General features: G+C 40.8%; 28 protein-coding genes. 13 read left to right on the top strand and 15 right to left on the bottom strand.

Translation table 11 applies throughout. The annotated features are described in order from the left end of the window. Window positions 1–122: 122 nt before the first annotated feature. Genes ACFQ1G_RS00795 through ACFQ1G_RS00780 form a run of 4 tightly spaced genes read left to right on the top strand, consistent with a single transcriptional unit; the run spans window position 123 to window position 3,080 of the window. On the top strand, window positions 123–683 hold the full coding sequence (locus ACFQ1G_RS00795) for an RNA polymerase sigma factor (protein WP_380736325.1): 561 nt from the start codon (window positions 123–125) through the stop codon (window positions 681–683). After that, complete coding sequence (locus ACFQ1G_RS00790) at window positions 673–1,233, top strand: DUF4179 domain-containing protein (RefSeq protein ID WP_380736324.1); 561 nt, start codon at window positions 673–675, stop codon at window positions 1,231–1,233. Before ACFQ1G_RS00795 ends, ACFQ1G_RS00790 begins: the two co-directional genes overlap by 11 nt. Further along, window positions 1,214–2,302: a hypothetical protein gene (locus ACFQ1G_RS00785; RefSeq protein WP_380736323.1), complete on the top strand. Its 1,089-nt coding sequence runs from the start codon at window positions 1,214–1,216 to the stop codon at window positions 2,300–2,302. Before ACFQ1G_RS00790 ends, ACFQ1G_RS00785 begins: the two co-directional genes overlap by 20 nt. A 43-nt stretch (window positions 2,303–2,345) precedes the next feature. Then, on the top strand, window positions 2,346–3,080 hold the full coding sequence (locus tag ACFQ1G_RS00780; RefSeq protein ID WP_380736322.1) for a head GIN domain-containing protein: 735 nt from the start codon (window positions 2,346–2,348) through the stop codon (window positions 3,078–3,080). Window positions 3,081–3,126: 46 nt separating this feature from the next. Here ACFQ1G_RS00780 and ACFQ1G_RS00775 read toward each other — a convergent pair whose 3' ends face one another. Both ACFQ1G_RS00775 and ACFQ1G_RS00770 read right to left on the bottom strand, forming a co-directional pair. Next, complete coding sequence (locus ACFQ1G_RS00775; protein WP_380736321.1) at window positions 3,127–4,467, bottom strand: MFS transporter; 1,341 nt, start codon at window positions 4,465–4,467, stop codon at window positions 3,127–3,129. A gap of 60 nt (window positions 4,468–4,527) precedes the next feature. Beyond that, entirely contained in the window at window positions 4,528–5,352 is an 825-nt protein-coding gene (locus ACFQ1G_RS00770; RefSeq protein ID WP_380736320.1) for a M48 family metallopeptidase, read from the bottom strand. 124 nt (window positions 5,353–5,476) lie between these two features. Between ACFQ1G_RS00770 and ACFQ1G_RS00765 the strand changes: the two genes are divergently transcribed. The 5 genes from ACFQ1G_RS00765 (at window position 5,477) to lpdA (ending at window position 9,514) form a co-directional block, all read left to right on the top strand. After that, window positions 5,477–6,376 (top strand): alpha/beta fold hydrolase, encoded by a 900-nt coding sequence (locus tag ACFQ1G_RS00765; RefSeq protein WP_380736319.1) that lies wholly within the window; start codon window positions 5,477–5,479, stop codon window positions 6,374–6,376. A gap of 30 nt (window positions 6,377–6,406) precedes the next feature. Then, window positions 6,407–6,886, top strand: coding sequence for a peptide-methionine (R)-S-oxide reductase MsrB (msrB, locus tag ACFQ1G_RS00760; RefSeq protein ID WP_380736318.1), 480 nt, complete (start codon window positions 6,407–6,409; stop codon window positions 6,884–6,886). 79 nt (window positions 6,887–6,965) lie between these two features. After that, window positions 6,966–7,370: a peptide-methionine (R)-S-oxide reductase MsrB gene (gene msrB / locus ACFQ1G_RS00755; protein WP_380736317.1), complete on the top strand. Its 405-nt coding sequence runs from the start codon at window positions 6,966–6,968 to the stop codon at window positions 7,368–7,370. Between the two features lie 2 nt (window positions 7,371–7,372). Further along, window positions 7,373–7,939: a collagen-like protein gene (locus ACFQ1G_RS00750; RefSeq protein WP_380736316.1), complete on the top strand. Its 567-nt coding sequence runs from the start codon at window positions 7,373–7,375 to the stop codon at window positions 7,937–7,939. Window positions 7,940–8,122: 183 nt separating this feature from the next. After that, window positions 8,123–9,514: a dihydrolipoyl dehydrogenase gene (lpdA, locus tag ACFQ1G_RS00745; protein ID WP_380736315.1), complete on the top strand. Its 1,392-nt coding sequence runs from the start codon at window positions 8,123–8,125 to the stop codon at window positions 9,512–9,514. A 419-nt stretch (window positions 9,515–9,933) separates the two neighbouring features. Here lpdA and ACFQ1G_RS00740 read toward each other — a convergent pair whose 3' ends face one another. The 12 genes from ACFQ1G_RS00740 to ACFQ1G_RS00685 all read right to left on the bottom strand — a co-directional run bounded on the left by ACFQ1G_RS00740 (window position 9,934) and on the right by ACFQ1G_RS00685 (window position 19,251). Further along, window positions 9,934–10,224 (bottom strand): GIY-YIG nuclease family protein, encoded by a 291-nt coding sequence (locus ACFQ1G_RS00740; RefSeq protein ID WP_380736314.1) that lies wholly within the window; start codon window positions 10,222–10,224, stop codon window positions 9,934–9,936. 226 nt (window positions 10,225–10,450) lie between these two features. Then, a complete protein-coding gene (locus ACFQ1G_RS00735) occupies window positions 10,451–11,914 on the bottom strand; it encodes a magnesium chelatase (RefSeq protein ID WP_380736313.1) in 1,464 nt (487 codons plus the stop codon). Window positions 11,915–11,957: 43 nt separating this feature from the next. Continuing rightward, window positions 11,958–13,085: a vWA domain-containing protein gene (locus tag ACFQ1G_RS00730; RefSeq protein WP_380736312.1), complete on the bottom strand. Its 1,128-nt coding sequence runs from the start codon at window positions 13,083–13,085 to the stop codon at window positions 11,958–11,960. A 67-nt stretch (window positions 13,086–13,152) separates the two neighbouring features. After that, entirely contained in the window at window positions 13,153–13,890 is a 738-nt protein-coding gene (locus ACFQ1G_RS00725; protein ID WP_380736311.1) for a Dph6-related ATP pyrophosphatase, read from the bottom strand. An 83-nt stretch (window positions 13,891–13,973) separates the two neighbouring features. Then, entirely contained in the window at window positions 13,974–14,561 is a 588-nt protein-coding gene (locus ACFQ1G_RS00720) for a porin family protein (protein ID WP_380736373.1), read from the bottom strand. Window positions 14,562–14,752: 191 nt separating this feature from the next. Then, on the bottom strand, window positions 14,753–15,343 hold the full coding sequence (locus ACFQ1G_RS00715) for a porin family protein (RefSeq protein ID WP_380736310.1): 591 nt from the start codon (window positions 15,341–15,343) through the stop codon (window positions 14,753–14,755). 63 nt (window positions 15,344–15,406) lie between these two features. Continuing rightward, the gene (locus ACFQ1G_RS00710; RefSeq protein WP_380736309.1) at window positions 15,407–16,024 is read right to left on the bottom strand and encodes a porin family protein; all 618 of its coding nucleotides are present in this window, start codon (window positions 16,022–16,024) and stop codon (window positions 15,407–15,409) included. Between the two features lie 183 nt (window positions 16,025–16,207). After that, window positions 16,208–16,759 (bottom strand): porin family protein, encoded by a 552-nt coding sequence (locus tag ACFQ1G_RS00705; protein ID WP_380736308.1) that lies wholly within the window; start codon window positions 16,757–16,759, stop codon window positions 16,208–16,210. Window positions 16,760–16,906: 147 nt separating this feature from the next. After that, the gene (locus ACFQ1G_RS00700; RefSeq protein WP_380736307.1) at window positions 16,907–17,410 is read right to left on the bottom strand and encodes a hypothetical protein; all 504 of its coding nucleotides are present in this window, start codon (window positions 17,408–17,410) and stop codon (window positions 16,907–16,909) included. 124 nt (window positions 17,411–17,534) lie between these two features. Continuing rightward, the gene (gene aroQ / locus ACFQ1G_RS00695; protein WP_380736306.1) at window positions 17,535–17,951 is read right to left on the bottom strand and encodes a type II 3-dehydroquinate dehydratase; all 417 of its coding nucleotides are present in this window, start codon (window positions 17,949–17,951) and stop codon (window positions 17,535–17,537) included. Window positions 17,952–18,019: 68 nt separating this feature from the next. After that, window positions 18,020–18,490 (bottom strand): hypothetical protein, encoded by a 471-nt coding sequence (locus tag ACFQ1G_RS00690; RefSeq protein ID WP_380736305.1) that lies wholly within the window; start codon window positions 18,488–18,490, stop codon window positions 18,020–18,022. A 173-nt stretch (window positions 18,491–18,663) separates the two neighbouring features. After that, window positions 18,664–19,251, bottom strand: a complete 588-nt coding sequence (locus ACFQ1G_RS00685; RefSeq protein ID WP_380736304.1) for a porin family protein — start codon at window positions 19,249–19,251, stop codon at window positions 18,664–18,666. 115 nt (window positions 19,252–19,366) lie between these two features. Between ACFQ1G_RS00685 and xerD the strand changes: the two genes are divergently transcribed. From xerD to ACFQ1G_RS00665, 4 genes are all read left to right on the top strand, one after another. Next, entirely contained in the window at window positions 19,367–20,263 is an 897-nt protein-coding gene (gene xerD, locus ACFQ1G_RS00680; RefSeq protein ID WP_380736303.1) for a site-specific tyrosine recombinase XerD, read from the top strand. Between the two features lie 82 nt (window positions 20,264–20,345). Continuing rightward, on the top strand, window positions 20,346–21,293 hold the full coding sequence (locus tag ACFQ1G_RS00675; protein ID WP_380736302.1) for an aldo/keto reductase: 948 nt from the start codon (window positions 20,346–20,348) through the stop codon (window positions 21,291–21,293). Beyond that, a complete protein-coding gene (locus ACFQ1G_RS00670) occupies window positions 21,271–21,753 on the top strand; it encodes a hypothetical protein (RefSeq protein WP_380736301.1) in 483 nt (160 codons plus the stop codon). The genes ACFQ1G_RS00675 and ACFQ1G_RS00670 overlap by 23 nt, the downstream gene beginning before the upstream one ends. 98 nt (window positions 21,754–21,851) lie before the next feature. Beyond that, window positions 21,852–22,151: an HPF/RaiA family ribosome-associated protein gene (locus tag ACFQ1G_RS00665; RefSeq protein ID WP_380736300.1), complete on the top strand. Its 300-nt coding sequence runs from the start codon at window positions 21,852–21,854 to the stop codon at window positions 22,149–22,151. A 65-nt stretch (window positions 22,152–22,216) separates the two neighbouring features. On the opposite strand, the gene murA is transcribed toward ACFQ1G_RS00665, so the two are convergent. Continuing rightward, entirely contained in the window at window positions 22,217–23,533 is a 1,317-nt protein-coding gene (gene murA / locus ACFQ1G_RS00660; protein ID WP_380736299.1) for a UDP-N-acetylglucosamine 1-carboxyvinyltransferase, read from the bottom strand. Window positions 23,534–23,538: the final 5 nt, after the last annotated feature.

The following is a 23,538-nucleotide window of genomic DNA, read 5'->3' as shown; positions in this document are numbered from 1 at the left end:
GCAGGTATTACCTGCATTAATTCAATTGTTATGCCAACGTAACGTAAGATTTTTAAAAGAATTTTTTTTAAAAGTGTAACAAATTAAAAATAACTCCATCTTTATAGTAAAGCATTGATATTTTGACACTAACCACAACACATATTGATGAGCTTTTGGATAAATGCCGGCTCGGGGATGAGCGTGCCCAGATGATGGTCTATAAGAAATACAGCAAGGCCATGTTTAATGCCGCATATCGCATTGTAAAACATTCGGCGGAAGCTGAAGATATCATGCAGGAATGTTTCCTCAAGGCTTTTACCAAACTCGATACGTATGAAGGCACCTCCACATTTGGGGCCTGGCTTAAAAAGATCGTAGTGAACCAGAGCATTAATGTGTACAACAAGAAAATTAAATATCAGGAGGTCTCTTACAATGACCAGTTTAAAAACGCAGTAGATGATGAATCAGGAATCGCTTCCGACGAAGAAGAAAAAAATCCGAAGGTTAAAATGATACTGAAGACCTTAGATTCTTTAAAGGAAAATTACAGGGTCGCTCTAACCCTTCATTTGATAGAGGGGTACGATTACGAGGAGATCTGTGAGATCCTGAACATATCATACGCAAACTGCAGAACAACAATTTCAAGGGCGAAAGAAAGCCTTCGGAAAAAACTTATGAGCTATGAAAACTGATAACCTAAAAGACCTTTTTGACGAACTGGACTTTGATATTGCACAACCGGCAACAGATCATGAGGAAAGATTCCGTCAAAAACTTCAGCAACAGAATAAGGCTAAGAGATCCAAAAGATCTGGAGTGATTTCCCTTTGGGGTCCTGTAATGGCGATCGCAGCGAGCTTTCTGGTGGCCTTCCTCATCTTTCAGGGATTATTGAGCAACCCATTTACCACCCAGCAGGAATTAGCCAATGTTTCCCCTGAAATGAAACAAACACAGGACTTCTATGCCTCGGTCATCAAAACTGAACTTGAGAACCTGCAGGAACAAAAAACTCCTGAAACCGAAGCGGTTATAGAAGACGCCTTAAATCAATTGGAAATACTTGAGAAAGATTACCAGCAACTAAAAAAAGATCTTGGGAAAAGTGGTCAGGACAAGCGAGTTATCTACGCTATGATCACCAACTTTCAGCAAAGGATCGACCTTTTAAAAACAGTACTTGAAAAAGTAGAAACTATAAACACCCTAAAACACACAAGCCATGAAAGCACAATTATATAACATCCTCATAGCACTGCTTCTGGTGCCGGCAATCTCCTGTGCGTCCAATGAGTATAAAGGAAAATATACAAAGGAAAAAAAGATAAAAAAAGAATACACGGTTTCCGCGAATGACCTCTTGTCTTTAGATAACAGCTACGGAAATATCGATGTGGAAACCTGGGAGCAGAATCGTGTGGAGATCCAAGTGATCATCAAGACCAATGGTAATGATGAGGAAAAGGTAAAGGAACGTCTGGATGATATTGATGTAATCTTCAACCAGAACAGTGACGGGGTGACTGCCAAAACGATATTTGAAAAATCAAATTCATCATGGATTAGCGCTCTTTTTGGAAGCAGCAGTAATGTGAATATGGAAATAAATTACATTGTTAAAGCTCCCGTGACCAACAACATGAATATTTCAAATGACTACGGAAGTATCAACCTGGATAAACTGGAAGGTGACCTAAAACTTTCCTGTGACTACGGAAAGTTCCTCATAGGCGAACTGAACGGAAAAAATAATTACCTCAATTTTGATTATACCCGAAACAGTTCTATCGATGTCGTGAAAAGAGCTAAAATCAGGGCAGACTATTCCGAATTCACCATTGACAACGCCGGTTCTATTGACCTGGCAGCAGACTATACTGATGCTCGCTTTAGAAAAGTGGTCAACCTGAAATACAACAATGACTACGGCTCTTTAAAAGTGGATAAGGTGAAAAATATTTCAGGTTCCGGAGACTACCTGGGAATCGACCTTGGAATGTTATACAGTACCGCCGATATAAATATGGATTACGGCTCGCTGTCAATTGACAGGATCATGGGAAGCATGAAAAAGGTCAATATTAAAAGTGATTATACATCGATTAAACTTGGTTATGACCGTGAATCCCCATTCAGTTTTGACGTGAATACCTCTTACGGAAGCGTAAAAGGACTAGACGGAAATGGCTTCACCGTAAATAAACGAAATCAATCGGGAAGTGATAACTACTTTGAGGGATTCCATATCAACGGAAATACCGGCGGAACTATTACTATCAACTCCAGCTACGGAGGAGTGAGGTTTCAGTAATCAAAATTTCAAATATCATCAATCAATCAAAAATTATCAAAACATGAAAAAATTAATCACAAGTATCGTATTAGCAGTCTTTTTCTTCACTCCTACTCAGGCTCAATGGTGGAGCGGAACAGAAGAGGTTAACGGGAATGGTAATATGACCACTGAATCCAGAACGGTTTCAGACTACGACAGAGTTTCATTATTAGGGAGCATGGACGTGCAGCTGGTAGCAGGCAAAGAAGGCAACCTGAAAATTGAAGCCGAAGAAAACCTACTGAAACATATTATTACTGAAGTTGAAGGCAATTCCTTGAAGATACGGGTGGAAAAAGGTTACAGACTGGATCCTTCTCGCAATATGGAAATAAAAGTAGTTGTTCCGTTTGAAAGCCTGGATGCTGTGACACTAACCGGTTCGGGAGATATTTATTCTGCAGATGAGATCAGATCCAAAAATTTTGAAATCAAGATCGTTGGTTCAGGAGATGTCAAACTATTTGTTACCGCCAAAGATGCCACGGCAGGAGTTACCGGTTCGGGAGATATCGAACTTAAGGGAAGCGCCGAAAACTTTGATTGCAAAGTGACAGGGTCAGGTGATATTAGCGCTTTTAATTTTAAGAGCGCAACTGTAAGTGCCACTGTATTAGGATCAGGTGACATCCAGGTGTATGCTTCCGAAGAACTTTCAGCCAAAACGCCGGGTTCAGGAGATATCGAATATAGAGGTAATCCAAAAAAAGAAAATTTTAGAACTATGGGCAGCGGTAGTATTACCAAAAGATAGAAATACCCTATACATATGGAGACGGCTTACGGTGCAACATTACATTTTAAGCCGTTTCTTCTTTTGGCTCCAGATGTTCCCTCGGAACTCTCATCAACAAGATCACCCCAATCAGGAAGAAACCGGTTAGAAAAAGTATTGAAAACCGAATGCTTCCGAAGACCTCAGCTACCAATCCGTAGAGCACCATACCAATTACAATCCCTATCTTTTCTGAAACATCATAAAAACTGAAAAAACTGGCAGTATCAATAGTGCCTTCAGGGATCATTTTAGAATAGGTAGATCGTGATAAGGTTTGAATACCTCCCATTACAAGACCCACCAGCCCTGCAGCTATATAGAATTGAAACGGAGTCTTAACAAAAAATGCGTACACACATATCCCAATCCAGATTATATTGACAATAATCAGAGTGGTTATATTCCCCAGCCGTGCTGATATTCTTGAAGTAATGGTCGCCCCAAGAATGGCTACCAATTGTATAAGCAAAATACTAACTATTAATCCGGTGGTAGCATCTTGTCCCGACCAGTTCACTTCCTCGATCCCAAAATAAGTAGCGATCAACATCACGGTTTGAACTGCCATACTATACACAAAGAAGGCTCTCAGGTATTTTTTAAGCTGAGGATTGTGCTGAAGAGAATGCCATATTTTCTTTAACTCCCTAAATCCATTGAAAAGAATATCGTTGGTAAGCTTCTGCTTTTTATTTCCCTTCGGAAGGTAATAGTAAGTGATCTGGCTGAAACCCATCCACCATAATCCAGTCAATACAAATGAAAGACGCGTTGGAAAACCTTTGCCTTCAAACCCGAACCACTCATATTTCATGATCATTACTAAACAAAGGATCAAAAGAACCACACTGCCTATATATCCCATTGAAAATCCCTTTGCGCTCACCTTGTCTTGTTGCTCCGGAAATGCAATATCAGGCAGGTATGAGTTATAGAAAACCAGGCTGGCCCAGAAGCCAACCAGGGCAAAAAAATAGCAGGTAAGCCCAAACCAGAGCTCCTCCAGATTGAACCAGAAAAGTCCAATACAGGAAATGGATCCCAAATAACAAAAGAACTTCAAAAAGTTCTTTTTATTCCCTACATAATCTGCTATTCCTGAAAGAAACGGACTCATAATAGCGACCATTAAAAAAGCCAGGGCGGTTACATAACTTATCAGGGAGTCATTATTGAATTGAAACCCCATAAAATGCACAGTATCAGAAATAATTTCTTCCTGCTCATTTTTTACGATGGTGAGAGCTCCATAAAAAATAGGGAAGATCGTGGAAGCTATCACCAGGCTGTAAACTGAATTGGCCCAGTCATAGAAAGCCCAGGCATTGAGCAATTTCTTATTTCCTTTGGGGAGTCTTTTCATACAGGGATAAATTAAAAGAGCTGCCAATTTTGGCAGCTCCTAAAATAGTGTTTTTATAATTTATCGCTGAAAGTTCGTAACTCCATATTTTCTGGCTTCCGCCCTGGCTTCAGGAGCCCACTTCTCAATATTTCTAATTCTGGTATCTGAAGAAGGGTGTGTACTTAAGAATTCAGGTGGAGCCTGACCTTTAGATTGAGCCTGCATTCTTTTCCAAAGTTCAGCAGCTTCCAACGGTTCATACCCTGCGATAGCCATAAGAGTAAGACCAATCCTATCAGCTTCAGATTCATGTCCTCTGCTAAAAGGAAGCATCACTCCTACCGTAGAACCTAGTCCATAAGCTGTATTAAAGATCTGGCGTGTCTCATCACTTTTTCCGCTAAGAGCTACATTTCCTGCCACAGCCCCTAATTGTTGCAACTGGGCGGCACTCATACGTTGCGCACCGTGATCTGCCAGGGCGTGAGCAACCTCGTGAGCCATAATAGCGGCCACTCCGGCTTCATCCTTGGCAATAGGCATGATCCCGGTGTAAAATGCGATCTTTCCACCCGGCATTGCCCACGCATTGACCTGGTCGTCCTTTATTAAACTAAACTCCCATTTATAATCATCAAGATATCCCTGGTAGCCATTGGCGTCAAGATACCTTTTAGAAGCAGTGGCGATCTTCTGCCCTACATTCTTGATCATTCTGGATTCTGCTGTTCCTGTTACAATCTCATTTTCAGACAACACCTGGTTGTATTGTTGAAATGCAGCTGGGAAGATTTGGGAATTAGGATAGAAATTAAGATTCTTCTCTCCGGTGAATGGATTGGTTTTACAAGCCATAACCAGGAGAAAAACGCTAAATACTATTGTAATCTGTTTTATTCTCATAATAATAGGTTTTTGTTAAAGTTAATAAATCAACTCCTGTCAACTTAAGGCTTTAATTTAGGTTTAACAAAATACCTGCCAAATTCGCAATCCAGCGGTTTCACAGTATCCTGAAGCGACTAAAATGTTTAACTTGCGGGAATATTACCAACCCATGACCAAGACCAAAAAAGATAAGATCCCTGTACAACGTTTATTAGTTCCCAATTACATTTTAGTAATAGGGAAAATCCTCACTTTCATAAGTCCTTTTCTTGCAAGTCGCTTTGCAGCAAAGCTTTTTCTAACTCCCTTTAGATATAAACTCCCTGAACGGGAAAAAGAAATGGATGAAAAAAGTAAACAGACAAAACTTACCGTACCGTCTATCAACCGGGAGGTCATAGTATATGAATACGGAGATTCCCCAAAGAAAATTCTACTTGCACATGGCTGGAGTGGACGAGGCACCCAATTGGCCGTTATGGCAGAAGAATTAATAAGTCACGGTTATAGTGTTGTAAGCTTTGACGCTCCTGCACACGGTAAAGCTCCGGGAAAATGGAGTATGATGCCTTTTTTTATAGAGACCATTCAATTTCTGGACAAAAATTACGGCCCTTTTGAAGCTGCTATAGGCCATTCTCTTGGCGGAATGGCTTCTTTAAAAGCTGTAAAGGACGGGATGGAAATTAAAAAACTTGTCATTATTGGAACTGCCAACAGTGTGACCCATATTACAAGGGAGTTCGCGCATCACATGAAAATGAACGAGAAGGTCGCCAAAAAAATGAAACAGTATTTCGACACTAAATTCGGGGAAGATATGGATAACTACTCCGGGGCGGTTTCAGCAAAAGATGTCCATATACCTACCCTGGTGGTCCATGATGAGCAGGATGTTGATGTGCATATTAGTTCGGCGCACGAGATCGTGGAAAGTCTTGAAAACGGGGAACTCTTTGTAACGGAAGATCTTGGCCATCGTCGGATTTTGGGAAATCAAAAAGTAATTAACAAAATCATTCATTTTCTTTCGGTATAGTTCTTGTTCTGGTTTCGAAAAACAAATCCGATGAAACAATTACTGCTATTATTTTTGACTGTTCTCATTTTTGGCTGTAATGGAAATGCGCAGGATGAGAAGAATAAAGAATATCCGCTTTCCAAAACCGAAGCCGAATGGAAAGCAGAATTAAGTCCGCAGGAATTCCAGATCTTGCGTAAAGGCGGAACCGAACCTCCTTTTTCAAGCCCCTTAAATGATATTGACGAGCCCGGAACTTTTGTTTGCGCTGCTTGTGAAAATCCATTATACAGAACCAAAAACAAGTTTGACAGTGGAACCGGTTGGCCCAGTTTTGACCGCCCCATTAATGAAGAGAATGTCGATTACCGTCCTGACCGAATCAATGGCGTAAAAGCAACAGAGGTAGCTTGCGCCAATTGCGGAGGTCACCTGGGACATGTGTTTAACGATGGGCCCAAAGAGACTACCGGGAGGCGCCATTGTATCAATGGTATCGCGATGAAGTTCATTCCCGACACTAAATAGAGGTGTGCTTAAAAAATTACAAATTGTTTAAGACGACTCCCGTTCTGTCTTAAGTAACTTTAAAAGAAATAAAATCAACATGACAAAAAAATATCCAATTGAGCATTCCGAGGCAGAATGGCGGGAAAAACTCTCCGAAGAACAATACAGAGTTCTTCGCCAAAAAGGTACTGAAGTCCCTCATTCGGGAAAATATAATTTGCATTTTCAGAACGGGGAATATCACTGTGCGGCTTGCAATGCGAAACTTTTTGAAAGTGATCAAAAATTTGAAAGTAATTGCGGCTGGCCCAGCTTTGATGATGCGATCGAAGGAAGCATTGAATATGCGCAGGACAGAACCCATGGGATGTTAAGAACTGAAATATTATGTGCCAATTGCGGCAGTCACTTAGGCCATGTTTTCGATGACGGCCTTACACAAACGGGTCAACGTTACTGCGTGAACTCGGCAAGTATTGAATTCGAATCTAAAAATAAATAATTATGAAAAAAATCTATTTTTTACTTAGTGTACTAGCTTTTAGCCTCGCCTCCTGTTCAGGAGACGATGGACCAATGGGCCCTCCGGGACCACAAGGGCCTCAGGGACCGGCAGGAGTAGATGGCTTGATAGGAACTGTTTTTGACATTCAGGACGATTTCACGGCTGCAAATGAATATACCCTTTTCGCAGAATATTCTGATTTTACCGACGTGGAAGTATTTGAAACCGACGTGGTTTTAGTCTATCTAAAGGTCGGTGAGGATGGCGAAGCAGGTGGAGAACCAGTGGAGATATGGAGATTAATCCCTCAAACCTATTATTTAGAAGGGGGAGAAACCATGCAGTATAATTACGATTATACCTTCTTTGATGTCAGTATCTTTCTGGCCGCCAGCGTACCTTTAGAAGATCTTTCTGCCGCTTTTACAGATGATCAGGTTTTCAGAGTGGCTATCATTCCGGCTGAAATGGCTCAGAACAGTAGCCTGGATGTTTCTGATTACAATGCTGTTATGTCAGCTATGAATTATACCAATCAGGAGATCCCTTCTCTTGACCTGGACTAGAAAGTTTTGACAATGACATTATAAATCCTTTTTCCTTTTATGGAGAAAGGATTTTTTTTTGTTCGAGGGGTTAAAAAATAATTTGAAGATTCCTTTTGAGATTCCTGCCTTCATTAAACTTTCGGTTTAACCTTAAATTCCGTAAATTCGCTGTCTTAAATTTAGTTACAAAAATTTCCAAATATGAGTAAATACGATATCATTGTTTTAGGAAGTGGCCCGGGTGGATATGTTACTGCCATCAGAGCTTCACAGTTAGGTTTTAAAACCGCTATCATTGAAAAGGAAAACCTGGGTGGAGTGTGCCTTAACTGGGGTTGTATTCCTACAAAAGCGCTTTTGAAAAGCGCACAGGTATTTGACTATTTAAATCACGCTGAAGACTACGGACTTAAAGTTGATAATGTAGAAAAAGATTTTGGCGCAGTAATAAAACGCAGTCGTAATGTGGCTGAAGGAATGAGCAAAGGTGTTCAGTTCCTTATGAAGAAGAACAAGATCGATGTGATCGAAGGCTTCGGAAAATTGAAGCCGGGTAAAAAAGTTGCCGTTACCGGTAAAGACGATAAGACTACAGAGTATTCCGCAGATCATATCATTATAGCAACCGGGGCTCGTTCAAGAGAACTTCCAAACCTTCCGCAGGATGGTAAGAAAGTGATAGGTTACCGTGAGGCTATGACCCTTGAAAAGCAACCAAAATCTATGATCGTGGTTGGTTCAGGAGCGATTGGCGTTGAATTTGCGCACTTCTATAAGAGCATGGGAACCGAGGTTACCATCGTTGAATTCCTTCCAAACCTGGTGCCTCTTGAGGACGAAGAGGTTTCAAAGCAATTTGAACGCAGCTTCAAAAAAGCCGGAATTAAAGTAATGACCAACTCTTCCGTTGAGAGCGTTGATACTTCAGGAAAGACTGTAAAAGCGAAGGTTAAGACCAAAAAAGGAGAAGAAACTCTTGAGGCAGATATCGTTCTTTCTGCTGTAGGTATCAAAACCAACATTGAAAACATTGGTCTTGAAGAATTAGGTATTAAGACAGACAGAGATAAGATCCTTGTAAATGACTTTTATCAAACAAATGTTCAGGGAATCTACGCTATTGGAGACGCGGTTCCCGGACCTGCACTAGCACATGTTGCTTCTGCGGAAGGGATCACCTGCGTAGAGAAGATCAAAGGAATGAATGTTGAGCCTATCGACTACGGAAATATTCCGGGATGTACGTATGCTACGCCTGAGATCGCTTCTGTAGGGATGACCGAAAAGCAAGCCAAGGAAGCAGGATATGAATTGAAGATTGGGAAATTCCCATTCTCAGCTTCCGGAAAAGCCAAAGCTGCAGGTACTCCTGACGGATTCGTAAAAGTGATCTTTGACGCGAAATACGGAGAATGGTTAGGTTGCCACATGATTGGTGCCGGAGTTACCGATATGATCGCTGAAGCCGTGCTGGGACGTAAACTTGAAACTACAGGTCATGAAGTATTAAAAGCCATCCACCCTCACCCAACCATGAGTGAAGCGGTGATGGAAGCGGTTGCTGACGCCTACGATGAAGTGATCCATTTATAGTAGTGAGTACTTAGAATTGAGTATTTAGTACAGGATTTTCCAATAAATATGAACCCTCCGAAAAGTTGATTTTCGGAGGGTTTATTTTTTAGTCAAACCATGCTGAACTTTCTATTCGTCATGCTGAACTTGTTTCAGCATCACTCTTAAAAGAAGAACCAAGCCATAAAGACCCTGAAACAAGTTCAGGGTGACGCTCCAAAATGCAATTCAAAAGTCAGAAAAATCTCCCTCTACGTCATGCTGAACTTGTTTCAGATTCGACCGTCATGCTGAACTTGTTTCAGCATCTCTCCAAAACGCCGAATCAAACAATGAAGACCCTGAAATAAATTCAGGGTGACGCCTTTGAGTCTTCCCACCGTCATGCTGAACTTGTTTCAGCATCTTTAAGTAATGAATCTGATTCTGTTTATTTATCACCTTAATAGCTCATCAAAAAGGTCTTTAAGTTCAGGGTTATTTGATTTTATCAGATTCCATTTCCATTCCTTATGCCAGTTCTTTAATTGTTTTTCCCTTGCTATAGCTTGATCGATCGCAGTAAATTCTTCAAAGTGTAATAAGCTGTGTAATCCATATTTTCTTGTGAAAATAGATCCTACCCCGTTTTTATGTTGGGCAATTCTTGAAAAGAGATCAGCAGTCACGCCTATGTATAGCATGTTTCTAGATTTATTGGAAAGAATATACGTATAGCTTTTTTTCATTGCTAGTTGTATAGGTTATTCAAATAAGAAGACCCTGAAATAAATTCAGGGTGACGCTTGAAATACTAAGTCGTAATTTAAAACTTTCCTCTACGTCATGCTGAACTTGTTTCAGCATCTCTCCAAAACGCCAAATCAAACAATGAAGACCCTGAAATAAATTCAGGGTGACGTCTAAAATGATGAGTCTTGAAGCTTTTGAGTCTTCCAACTTACACTTCAACCTTTACAGCCCGCTGATATAGCTGCCATACATATCCTTGAACTGTACTCCTTCGGCAAAGCGGTGTTTGTTCAGTTTTTGATATTCTACCAACCCCCATAAAATGAATTCCTTCAGAAAATATCTGTCCTTTTCGGCAGTTTCTGGCTGGTATTTATCGATGAGTTTGTCAAGGGCAGGAATTGAATCCAGGGCTTTTTTATATTCTTCATCTGAAGTTTCATCCAATAGTTCGAATCCGCTTTCAGAAAAGAACCATTCCACGATCTCACTATAAGGATCTTTTTCATCTTCCTTTCTGAGTTTCTCTATCTTCGGAAACATTCTTGGAAAAAGCGTTTTTACAGCCTCTCCAATTAGCTGTTCGGCAACCACAGCGCTTCCCTCCTGCTCGCCTTCATAGACCAGTTCTACCTTTCCGGTTATAGACGGGATCACTCCCAGGAAATCCCCGAATCTTAACAAGGTCTGCTCCTCTTTGTTTTTAAGAGCGCGACGTTCGGCGGTACTCAACAGGTTTTCATAAGCCGAAATACTTAAGCGGGCACTGATCCCGCTTCGTACATCTATGAACTCATTATCCCTGGCTTCGAAACTTATCTGTTCTAAAAGGTCTTTTGCAAGCTCAGGAACGTATACCATCTTTAACTGGGATTCATCCAGTTTAGCCTCCTGCTTCGTGATCTTTTTCGCGGTCTCCAGGTTCATGGGATAATGCGTGAGGATCTGCGACCCTATCCTGTCCTTCAACGGAGTTACTATGCTTCCGCGATTAGTATAATCTTCAGGGTTGGCTGTGAACACGAATTGCATATCAAGCGGCAATCTCAATTTGAATCCGCGGATCTGTATATCCCCTTCCTGAAGGATATTGAAAAGTGCCACCTGAATTCGCGCCTGCAGATCGGGCAGTTCATTAATGACAAAAATACTTCGGTTCGCCCGTGGAATCATTCCGAAGTGAATTACCCGGTCATCAGCATAACTCAATTTCAAATTAGCAGCTTTGATGGGATCCACATCCCCAATAATATCAGCCACGGTAACATCTGGTGTAGCCAGTTTTTCATAGAACCGATCATTTCTGTGTACCCAGGAAATGGGAGTTGCATCACCTTTTTCCCTGATCAATTCCTTCGCGTAGCGTGAAATAGGATGGAAAGGATCGTCATTGATCTCAGAGCCTTCCACGATCGGCATCCATTCGTCCAGCAAATTCACCATCATCCTGGCGAGCCTGGTCTTCGCCTGACCTCTAAGGCCTAACAGGTTTATATTGTGTTTGGACAGGATCGCCCGTTCAAGTTCAGGGATCACGGTGTGTTCATAACCATGAATCCCTGTAAAAGCCGGCTCGTCTTTCCGTATCTTTTCCAGCAGGTTCTGCCTCAATTCTTCTTTTATAGATCGGCTTTGGTATCCTGATTTCTTAAGGTCTCCAAAGGTTTTTAAATTTTCTTTCTCCATTCTTTCGTTATTTATCCTGTTCAAAAATCCTATTTTAGAGAGCTTATCCCTTGATCCGTTTTTTTCTGTTGGTCTCGTAATCTTCAAAGATCATTTCTCCCAGTCCTTTTAAGCCTGTAAAAAATGCTTTCCCCTGATTGGCCTGGGTGAATTCCCGAACAAAGCGTTCCAGGTAAGGATCTTTAGCGATCATAAAAGTGGTAATGGGAATATGCAATTTACGGGCCTGGCGAGCGGCATTGTAACACTGCTCTACTATGAAGGGATCCAGCCCTACGCTATTTTTGTAATAAGTGCCGTCCCGCTGCCTGATGCAGCTGGGTTTTCCATCGGTGATCATAAAGATCTGCTTGTTGGTATTCCTCTTTCTTCTCAACAGGTCCATGGCCAGCTGCAGACCAGCGACCGTATTGGTGTGGTAAGGACCAACTCTCAGGTATGGCAAATCGCCAATTGATATAGCCCAGGCATCATTCCCAAAAACCAGGATGTCTAATGTGTCTTTCGGGTACCGTGTAGTGATCAATTCCGCCAAGGCCATAGCCACCTTTTTCGCCGGGGTAATACGGTCTTCTCCGTAGAGGATCATACTGTGACTAATGTCGATCATCAGCACCGTACTCATCTGACTTTTATGATGGGTCTCCTCTACTACCAGGTCGTCCTCGGTCATCCTGAAATCATCGGCGCCATGGTGTATCTGGGCGTTCCGCAGGGATTCGGTCATCGAGATCTTGTCAAGAGAGTCCCCATAATTGTAATTTCTGAATTCTCCCGTGTGCTCATCTCCCAGCCCCTGGTGCTTTGTGGAGTGATTTCCAGACCTGCTTTTTCGCAACTTCCCGAAGATCTGGTTTAGGGCCTGTTGGCGAATAGCCCTTTCAGTTTTTTCTGTAATGGCCATGCCCCCTTTACCATCGGGGTCGAATTCCTCGCGGATGTAACCCTTTCGCTTGAGGTCTTCAATAAAATCGTCTATACTGTAATTTTCATCGGTAAGTTTATATTCTTTATCCAGTTGTCGCAGCCAGTCAATGGCTTCGTCAAAATCGCCCGAAGTATGGGTGATCAACTCCTTGAAGATCTCAAAAAGCTTATCAAAAGGCGACTTTTCCTCCTCTTCGAACTTCCGGAACACGAATCCTTTCCTCATAGTCTCTTTCTTCTCCATCTTCTAAAGTTACGGGATTCCCCTTAGATTTTAAAAGTGTGGTCTGGTAATGAGGAATAAATTTATGTTAAGAAGGGGCGCCTGTGGGGAGAAGATCACAGTAACAAAAGCGGGTATCCCAGCTTTTCTGGTCATCGGTGAAGCAATCCTCTTTTTTGTTTCCGATGGACTCATATACTTTTTCTACGATCTCACCTCTTCGGAAGCCTATGGGAAAACTGAAATTGGGGCCATCAAAGACAAACGTATGGAATTCGCCATTTTCTCCTGCCGGATCCACATTTTCAGGAAGGTCGCACAAGAAAGCTTCATCGATGATCCTTCCGCAGAAAGACGCATCAAGCATTTTTGCATTGACGCTTACTGTGATCGCTTTGAAGCCGGCTTTCAAAAACTCCTGCATGTATTCTGAAGTATCCTTTTTCCAGAGCGGAAAAACGGCCTGCAAACCTGCTTTTTGAAGTTGCTGCTCCCGGTATTCGCGCAGATCTTCCAGGAAGATATCTCCAAAAACACTGTGAGTGAATCCTTCTGACTTTAACAGATCAGTTTCTTTTTGCATCACTTCATTGTAAACCGACATGGAGACATTCCCGGGCAGGGATATAATATGTAACGGCAACCCCAGGCTTTCTGCCTGTTTGACCAACAACTCTTTTCTGAGACCATGCATGGAGATCCTGTTTGTTTCAGAATTCATCGAAGTAACCAGTTTTTCCACGGAAACCTCATTTTTCTCCTGTAAGAGATATAATGCATAGACCGCGTCTTTCCCACTACTCCAGTTCAAAAAAGCCTTTTTCATAACTATCTTTTTGTAAAGATAATTTTCTGAAATTAAAAAAGCGGAAGATCTCTCCTCCGCTTTTTATTTAAAGTATTAATTATCTAAAACATGAAGCCGACGGATAGCTGAAATACATTATTATGTATGTTATAATCTTCACTACTTCCATCGTCATCAATTATATTAGACAAGCCTGCATTATAGCGAGCGTTAAAAAATATTCCCATCTCTAATTTATAACTCAATCCTGCAGCTATTGCAAAATCAAAGTTTTTGATTTCATCCTTCATATCTTCAGTCCCCGATTCTTTTTCACCATTTATAACATACTCATATTCATCTTTAGCATTTACTAAAAAACCGACTTGTGGCCCTGCATGAAGGCTTAATCCTGGTGTAATGGCATATTTAGCTAATAATGGGATATTAATATAATCGAATGTTAGATCCTCCTTAGTAGAAAAATTTACATTCATATAGGTATCAGATACTTTACTTTTTGCGCCCTGAGAGGAATAGAGAATCTCCGGTTGAAAAGCAAAGCTATTTGAGATTGGGATTTCTGCTACCAATCCTAAATGAAAACCTGTTTTTCCATCTATGTTACCGGTATCTTCTCCATCGACAGTAGCGAAATTCACACCTGCTTTGGCACCAAATTCGAGGTCTGAGCATGGGAATACCCAAATATCAGAAAAATTATAAGTAGTAATTTTTTCATAATAAAACTTAAATATTGTTAATGTTATCCAAATTTAAACCATATTATTTGATAATTGAGCACATTTTACCTAAAAAAAGACTTTAAAATCTTTTATTTTGCAGGTTCAATAAAAAAGCGGAAGATCTCTCCTCCGCTTTGTACTATAGCTTTAAATTTTTAAAATTTATATCCAATAGAAAGTTGCAAACCAACATTCTTTGTCTGAGGTTGTTCCATATCCGGAGCATTCTCGAAACCATACATCGTATAATTAATATTCCAAATGGTCAGCATTCCTACATTATACCGTGCCTGGAAGAAAACTCCTGTTGGCAGTTCATATTCTAACCCAATACCTGCACCCATATCTATTAATGAAGTATCATCTTTATAATCCATACTACCATCTTCCCATTTCCACTCAGAAATTAAATTATACGCCGCGTATGGTCCCGCTTCCAGTGAAAAACCTTCAGCTACTAAAAATTTCACCATAATGGGAAGGGTTAAATAATCCAGTTTCCAGGTTAAATCTTCACTTTTCGTCCCCTGGCCAGAATATAAAATTTCAGGTTGAATGGAGAATTTTTTTGTGATTGCAATTTCGGCCAGTATACCAAAATGGATACTGGTCCTGATATCGGCACCGTAATCGTCCCCAACAAGGTTTGCAAAGTTAAGCCCCCCTTTTACTCCAAATTTGCTTTCCTGTGCCTGAACACCAGATAAAGAAAATATCAGTAATGCACTAAAAATCAATCTTTTCATGATATATATTGATCAAAAAAAAACGGAAGATCTCTCTTCCGTTTTTTTACATTTATTAATTACTTAAAACATATACCCTACAGAAAGCTGGAGTACATTATTTTGTTGACTATAATCTTCTTCGCCTTCAACATCCCAAATATTAGATAAGCCTATATTATAACGGGCATTAAAAAATATTCCCATATCCAACTGATAACCTAAACCGGCAGCCACAGCAAAATCAAAACCTTTGGTATCATCCTTAAGATCTTCAGTACCTGATTCTGTCTCACCATCCATAGTGATTTCGTAATCTCCTTCAGAATTTATTAAAAAGCCTAACTGGGGACCAGCCTGAATACTGAACCCAGGTGTAACAGTATATTTTGCCATTAGCGGAACATTTATGTAATCCAGTTTCAGTGTAGCTTTTGAAGAATAGGTGAAACCCATATAGGAGTCAGATTCTTCGGCCTTCGCACCCTGAGAAGAGTATAGGACCTCAGGTTGAAAAGCAAAATTCTCTGTTAGTGGAAATTCAGCTACTAAACCTAAATGAAAACCGGTTCTTCCATCATATCCCTCAGTATCATCCCCGCCTACAGACGCGAAATTCACACCTGCCTTCGCCCCAAACTCTACTGTTTGAGCATTGGCATAACCACAGAAAAGAAAAGCGACAAGTAATAATTTTTTCATAATAAAATGCTTAAAATTTGTTAGTATTCAACAATATTAGTTAAAATATCTTATTATTTTATTACGGGTTTCCGTAAAAAGGACATATAATTCTATTTTATTTATACAATGTTGAATGGGAATTATTAAACATTAAAAAAGCGGAAGATCACTCCCCCGCTTAATTTATAAGTCAATTATTTTTTAGAACAATTTATAACCTACTGAAAGTTGAAAAACACTGTTTTTAATATCGCCATCTGAAGCGATGTCGCTTAATCCCATAGCGTATCGAGCCTGGAAGAAAACACCCATTGGTAATTCATAACCAAGTCCTAATCCAATACCAAAATCAGTTGATTCAGTTTCATCTTTTACATCCATTGTATCACCATCCATATCGAACTCAGCCTTAGTATTAAAACCTATATATGGTCCTGCCTCAATAGAAAAGGCATCTGTAGCATAATATTTTGCCATTACAGGGATTGTTAAATAATCAAGTTTCAAGGTCAAATCCTCTTCTTCTGCTCCCTGCGCGGAATACAATATTTCGGGTTGAATGGCAAATTTTTCAGACAGTCCGAATTCTGCCAAAAGACCTAGATGAAAACTTGTTCTCCCATCCCAGCCATCAGCATCATCTCCGTTCAAAGAGGCAAAGTTCACACCGCCTTTAATTCCAAATCCCATTTCCTGTGCCTGCAATGCAGAAACGCTAAAAAACAATAACCCAATAAAAATTAATTTTTTCATAATAATGTGTTTAAGTTTTGTTAATAGTATCGAATCTAACGAATAAATTCATTGAATAATCATAAATCCTTAAAAACTTGGATAAAAAGGTCCTTTTTATCGATAAAATACGGGAAATACAGAAGAACGGAGCTGAAAATTACAGGATTACAGGTTAAATTCTATCCCAATATTAGCGGAAGAGATAGTTCCCTCATCCATGTTGATGCCTTCATAAGAAGCATTGATCCCTAAGCCATTGAAGATCACACCCAGTTTCGGGCGGTAATATATTCCTCCGTTTGTCCAGTCTACCAGGCTAAAGGCATAGCCACCGGCGGCCCCCAGGTAAAAATTCCCTCCAAAATAAGCACGCCCAGAGATTGTTACCGGCACCAATTGTATATCCTGGGTTTCCGAAGATTTATAATAGGGCAGGTCAATGCCTTCCTTAATAAAATAATGGGAATAGCCCAGCATAGGTCCAACCTCCAAAATATCCACAACACTATATAAATAGGCTACTTCCATGCCCGCCTTTAAATTAGAGGAGGTCTCAATATGTCCTACCGGCAAACCTGCCTGAAATCCAACCCTGAACTCGGCCTGGGCAGAAACTTCAGTTAAACTCACTCCTGTGAATAAGATCCAGCAAACCAATAAGCTTCTCATAATGAAAGATTTTTTTTAACACTTATTAGGGAAAGTAATAAAAAGAGGCAAAAAATCACATTTCAGGTAATGAAAAAAGGTAAAAGCCTGAATTTAATCGATAAACAAGAAAAACATGACAGTATCAGGATAAAAAACTACGTACCGCCAGATCATAACCCTCTAAACCAAACCCGAAGATAACTCCCCTGGCATTTGGGGAAATAAAAGACGTATGCCTGAACTCCTCTCGGGAAGCGACATTTGAAATATGAACCTCAACCACCGGCACGGATATTGCTTTCACGGCATCCCCGATCCCTACGGAAGTATGAGTATATGCCGCAGCATTCAGAATGACCCCGTCAAAACTCCCATCGGCCTGTTGCAATTTATCGATCAGTTCTCCTTCAATATTTGACTGGAAATAATCCAATTCGGTTTCAGGAAATTTTTCCTTTAGCCTTATAAAATAGGATTGAAAATCTGTATTGCCGTAAATACCCGGCTCCCGTTTCCCCAGCAAATTAAGGTTGGGCCCGTTAATTATAAGTAGTTTCATGAAGTAAATGTAAAAAATTCGGGCAAAAAAATGACGGAAGCATATTACTTCCGTCATGATTTATAGTTCTACCATTTAAATTCCACTCCAAAAGTAAGTGCTCCAACATCAAAACCATCTGAAGCAATACCGGCATACGAAAGTACAATACCGAAAGTGGGAAACTGATAACCCACCTGGGGCCTGTAATATAATCCTCCATCTACATTATCTTCAAGGGCAATGGCATAACCAAGATCAAAGCCAGCAAAAAATGATTGTGGAAGCCCCAGTCTGCCTGACGCTGCAATTGGAAGGTAACTTAAGTCGTCAAAGTCATCTTTTCCGAAGAAATGTGAGTAACCAATTAAAGGTCCAACCTCCACGATCTCAACAAAAGTAAATCTGTAGGCCAGGTCTACCCCTAGCTCAAAGCTCGAAAAATCTTCAATATCTCCTAATGGAATTCCTCCTTGTATTCCGACATTGAAGTTATTCTGTCCATAAAAGGGATTCAAACCAAAAATTGCAAGAATCCCCACTAATAGTAATTTTTTCATCATTACATTAATTATTGATTACTGATCTAAAATTAGCTAAATATTTCTTTTACAGGTAGTTATGAACTATGACATTTATCAGAATTAAAATGGGATAAATCCTATTAAGACCTTGCCAAAAAAAAAGAGCGAAACTTAAGTTCCGCTCTTTTCATGTTTAGATAAATAACTTCTTAGAACATTAGTCCCAGTCCTGCCTGAATAACTGAGTTTTTGGCATCTATCTCTTCCCTTTCATAGATGTCTGTAAGGCCGGCATTGTACCTTCCATAAATGAATATGTTATTGAACTTATAGGAAGCTCCCAGGCCAAGACCCAGTTCAATTTCTGTGCGATCATCTTCAAAGAAAGCAATATCGTTTTCTCCATCACTGATCTTTTCACTAACTACGAAACCTACCTGCGGACCTGCTTCGAGGCTAAAACCATCAGTTAAATAGAACTTCGCCAGCACCGGCACATTGATATAATCTAACTGGTGTTCTATATCCCTGTTATCCTCACGTCTCACAATATCAAAACCCTGAGCAGAGTACAGAACTTCAGGTTGAATGGAAAAACGATCAGATACAGGCACTTCGGCTAATAATCCTAAATGATAGGCGGTGCGGGCGTTTTCATCATTGAAATCTGAGAATCCGTCACCTGAAAATGTTGAGAAGTTCACTCCTCCTTTAATTCCGAAGTAAACGTACTCCTGTGCAGCAGCGAAGGTGGTAGATAAAACAAAGGCTGCGATAAACAAAATTGACTTTTTCATAATGGTTAAGTTTTTTAATTCAGGGGCAAATGTAAAAGCCATACTGTTAAGAAAATCTAAGCCGATACTAAATAAATATTAAGTATTCCTACAAATTCCGCAGTATATTTAGCCTATGAAATGGGAAAATGCGCTTAAAGATTACCGGGAATATCTCAAGATCGAACGTGGTCTTTCTCAAAATACCATCACCAATTACAGCTTCGATGTCGAGAAACTAATCTCCTACCTTATTGAAAATGAAATAAATGTATCTCCACTAACGATTTCTGAAGAGGAAGTACAACAATTCATCTACACCATCGCGAAACAGGTGAATGCCCGATCACAAAGCAGGATCATTTCGGGTCTTAAAGGATTCTTTAATTTTCTGGTCTTTGAAGATTACCGTAAGCAAAATCCGCTGGAATTAATCGAATCCCCAAAGATCGGAAGGAAGTTACCCGACACTCTTTCTATAGATGAAATTGACCAACTCATAGCAGCGATCGACCTCAGCAAGCCTGAAGGGGAACGGAATCGAGCCATTTTAGAGACTCTATATGGATGCGGCCTACGCGTTTCTGAAGTCATTAACCTAAGATTATCTGACCTGTTCTTTAAAGAAGGCTTCATAAAAGTGACCGGGAAAGGAGATAAACAACGCTTTGTACCAATATCCGATGCAACTCAGAAATACATTAACCTTTACCGGGAACACATCCGTTCGCACCAGGATATTCAAAAAGGGCATGAAGACACCTTGTTTTTAAACCGCAGAGGGAAACAACTTACCCGAGCCATGATCTTTACGATCATTCGCAGGCTTTCAGATGATTCGGGACTGCATAAAAAGATAAGTCCGCACACATTCAGACATTCTTTCGCGACCCATTTACTTGAGAATGGAGCTGACCTTCGCGCCATTCAGCAGATGTTGGGTCATGAAAGCATCACCACAACCGAGATCTATGTTCATATGGACCGGTCTCACCTGAAAAATGTCATGGAGCAATATCACCCCCGCAGATAACTATTAAATTTCTGCTAAAAGCCTTTAATTCCTTTCCTCTCCGTGAGATCCTGCTTATTTTGAGTTAAAATATCTATATCCAATGAAAACATTAAAATTCCGAAATAACGATGAGATGCCGGCCATAGGGCTGGGAACCTGGAAATCTGAACCAGGAAAGGTAGAAGAGGCGGTGAAGATCGCGCTTCGTGAGGGTTATCGCCATATTGACTGCGCAGCTGCTTACAATAACGAAGGTGAGATCGGAAATGCCTTTACTGAAGTCTTCTCTGAAGGGAAGATCAAAAGAGAAGACGTTTGGGTTACCTCAAAACTTTGGAATGACTCTCACAGAAAGGAAGAGGTGATTCCTGCCTTGAAACAAACCCTGAAAGACCTTCAACTGGATTACCTGGACCTTTACCTTATGCATTGGCCGGTCGCCTTTAAAAATGGCGTAAGCTTCCCAGAAAAGGATGAGGATTACCTTTCTTTGGAGGAAGTACCAATCATCGAAACCTGGAATGCCATGATCGAGGCCAAAGAACAAGGGCTTGTTAAGCACATCGGGGTATCAAACTTCAGCATAAAAAAGCTGGAAGACCTGATGTCCAGAACCAATGACAATCCTGAAATGAACCAGGTGGAGCTACACCCGTTCCTGCAACAAGACAGCCTTCTGGAATTTTCAAAAAAGAACAACATTCACCTTACCGCTTATTCCCCGCTGGGAAGTGGCGACAGGAACCAGGAAATGAAAGCCAAAAACGAACCCTCATTACTGGAAGAGCCCGTGATCAAAAAGATCGCGGAGAAACACAGCGCCTCCCCGGGACAGATCCTCATAAAATGGTCTGTAGAGCGCGGTACCGCTGTAATCCCGAAATCCACTTCTAAGGGTCACATCATCGGGAATCTTGAAAGTGAGAAGATCAACCTTGACTCCCAGGATATGGAGGACATCGATAAGCTGGATCGTCATTTCAGATATGTGACCGGCGAATTTTTTGTAACCAAAAAAAACCCATATGAGAACATTTATGATGAATAGACCTATTTCAAAGATCGCCCTGCTACTTATTCTAACCACTTTAGTTTTTTCAAGTTGTAAAGACAACGAGCGGGAGATGGCAGAAACCGAAATGGAACTGGATTCCCTTTCCCGGGAGCTAGCCTTATATAAAAAGACTTCAGATTCCCTCCAGGCCCTCATTGAAAAAGGGGACATGGCTGGTGATTATAACGTGTACTACGGAAAGAAATTCGATTCGATCGAAGATCCGGAAGCGTTTATAATTGAAGCCCTTAAAAAGAAACCCGAACTCATTCCTTTGAAACCGAAAGTAGGCGGAAAGATGGCGTTCAGAAAAGTGAAGGTCCTTACCGAAGAATGGGTTCTGGGAATTTACGATGACGGCCACATTGAAGGTAAATCTATTTACAGCTATCACATGCAACCCGACGGGAAATTAAAGTTCACCCATATTACTTCCAGGGAACCCGAGAACTAACAGCCGGGTGAACGTTATTTTTATGATAAAACCCAAACCTGTCTCTCCCTATTTTGGTATATTCAGGTTTATTAAAAATTAGAAAAGTAAAGACGACTATGAAGACGAACATTCAATTTGTACATGCAGAATCAAAAATCTCTGCCGAGCAGCTGGTTCAGAGAAAGCTGGATAAACTGGAGAATAAATTTGACTGGATCATTTCGGCTGATGTATTCTTTAAAGAAGAGAAATCTACCAACGGAAATGGAAAAGTTTGCGCGATAGAACTCAGTCTTCCGGGACCAAAGATCCACGCCTCCTCTAACGAGGCCAGTTTTGAAGCTGCGGCTGCAGAATGCGTAAAGGATATTGAAAAACAACTTAAAAAACGAAAAGCGGAGATGCAGACACACTAAGCATCTCTTCCCAATAAAAAAGGCTGCCAATTGGCAGCCTTTTTCTTTATAATAATTTAGAGTTCTTAAGCGATCCTGGTGATCTTCGCTCCAATAGCTCTTAAACGTTCGTCAATATTTTCATATCCGCGGTCTATTTGTTCAATATTATGGATAACGGAAGTACCTTTTGCTGAAAGCGCTGCGATCAACAAGGAGATTCCGGCTCTAATATCAGGAGAAACCATAGTGGTCGCCTTCAATTGAGATTCAAAGTTATGACCTATCACCGTCGCGCGGTGTGGATCACATAAAATGATCTTGGCTCCCATATCTATCAGTTTATCCACGAAGAAAAGTCGGCTTTCGAACATTTTCTGGTGAATAAGCACACTTCCTTTAGCCTGGGTGGCTACCACTAAAATGATACTTAACAGGTCTGGTGTGAATCCAGGCCATGGCGCATCGCTGATGTTCATGATAGAACCGTCAATAAAGCTTTGCACCTCGTATCCGTTGGTGTGAGCAGGAATGAAGATATCATCTCCCTTCTTTTCCACGGTGATCCCCAGTTTTCTAAAGTTGGTAGGGATCAATCCCAGGTGATCCCAGGATACGTTCTTGATAGTGATCTCACTTTTTGTCATAGCCGCAAGACCTATCCAGGATCCTATCTCGATCATATCTGGTAAAACGGTATGCGTACATCCCCCAAGTGATTCTACTCCTTCAATTTCCAAAAGGTTTGAACCAACACCTTTAATGTTCGCCCCCATCCTGTTCATCATCTCACAAAGCTGCTGCAAATAAGGCTCACAAGCGGCATTGTAAATAGTCGTCTTTCCTTTCGCAAAGACAGCTGCCATTACAATATTGGCGGTCCCGGTTACCGAAGCTTCCTCCAGCAACATATAGGTTCCTTTAAGTCCGTCTTTAGGAGCTTCCACTCCGTAGAAACGTTCTTCCTTATTATAACGAAAGTCTGCCCCCAGTTTGATGAATCCTTCAAAGTGAGTGTCCAGGCGGCGGCGACCTATCTTGTCACCTCCCGGTCTTGGAATATATCCTTTTCCGAATCTTCCTAAAAGTGGTCCCACGATCATGATAGATCCGCGAAGCCCGCTTCCCTCTTCTTTGAATTTTTCGCTTTTCAGGTAATCAAGGTCCAGTTCGTCACTTTGGAAAGTGTAGCTGCCCTTGCCAATTTTTTCAATTTTTACACCCAGTTGCTTTAACAGGTGGATCAATTTATTTACATCTAGTATATCCGGAATGTTGTGGATAGTAACTTTTTCGGGGGTAAGTAAAACTGCACAAAGAATTTGCAGAGCTTCATTTTTGGCTCCCTGAGGATTGATCTCTCCCCTTAGGGCGTGTCCTCCCTCTATTTGGAAAATTCCCATGGTAG

This window comes from Salinimicrobium gaetbulicola (assembly GCF_042676025.1).
In the GTDB taxonomy this organism is placed as follows: Bacteria; Bacteroidota; Bacteroidia; order Flavobacteriales; family Flavobacteriaceae; genus Salinimicrobium; species Salinimicrobium gaetbulicola.
The sequence above is the reverse complement of the archived record's forward strand: the minus strand, read 5'-3'. Positions and strand labels throughout refer to the sequence as shown.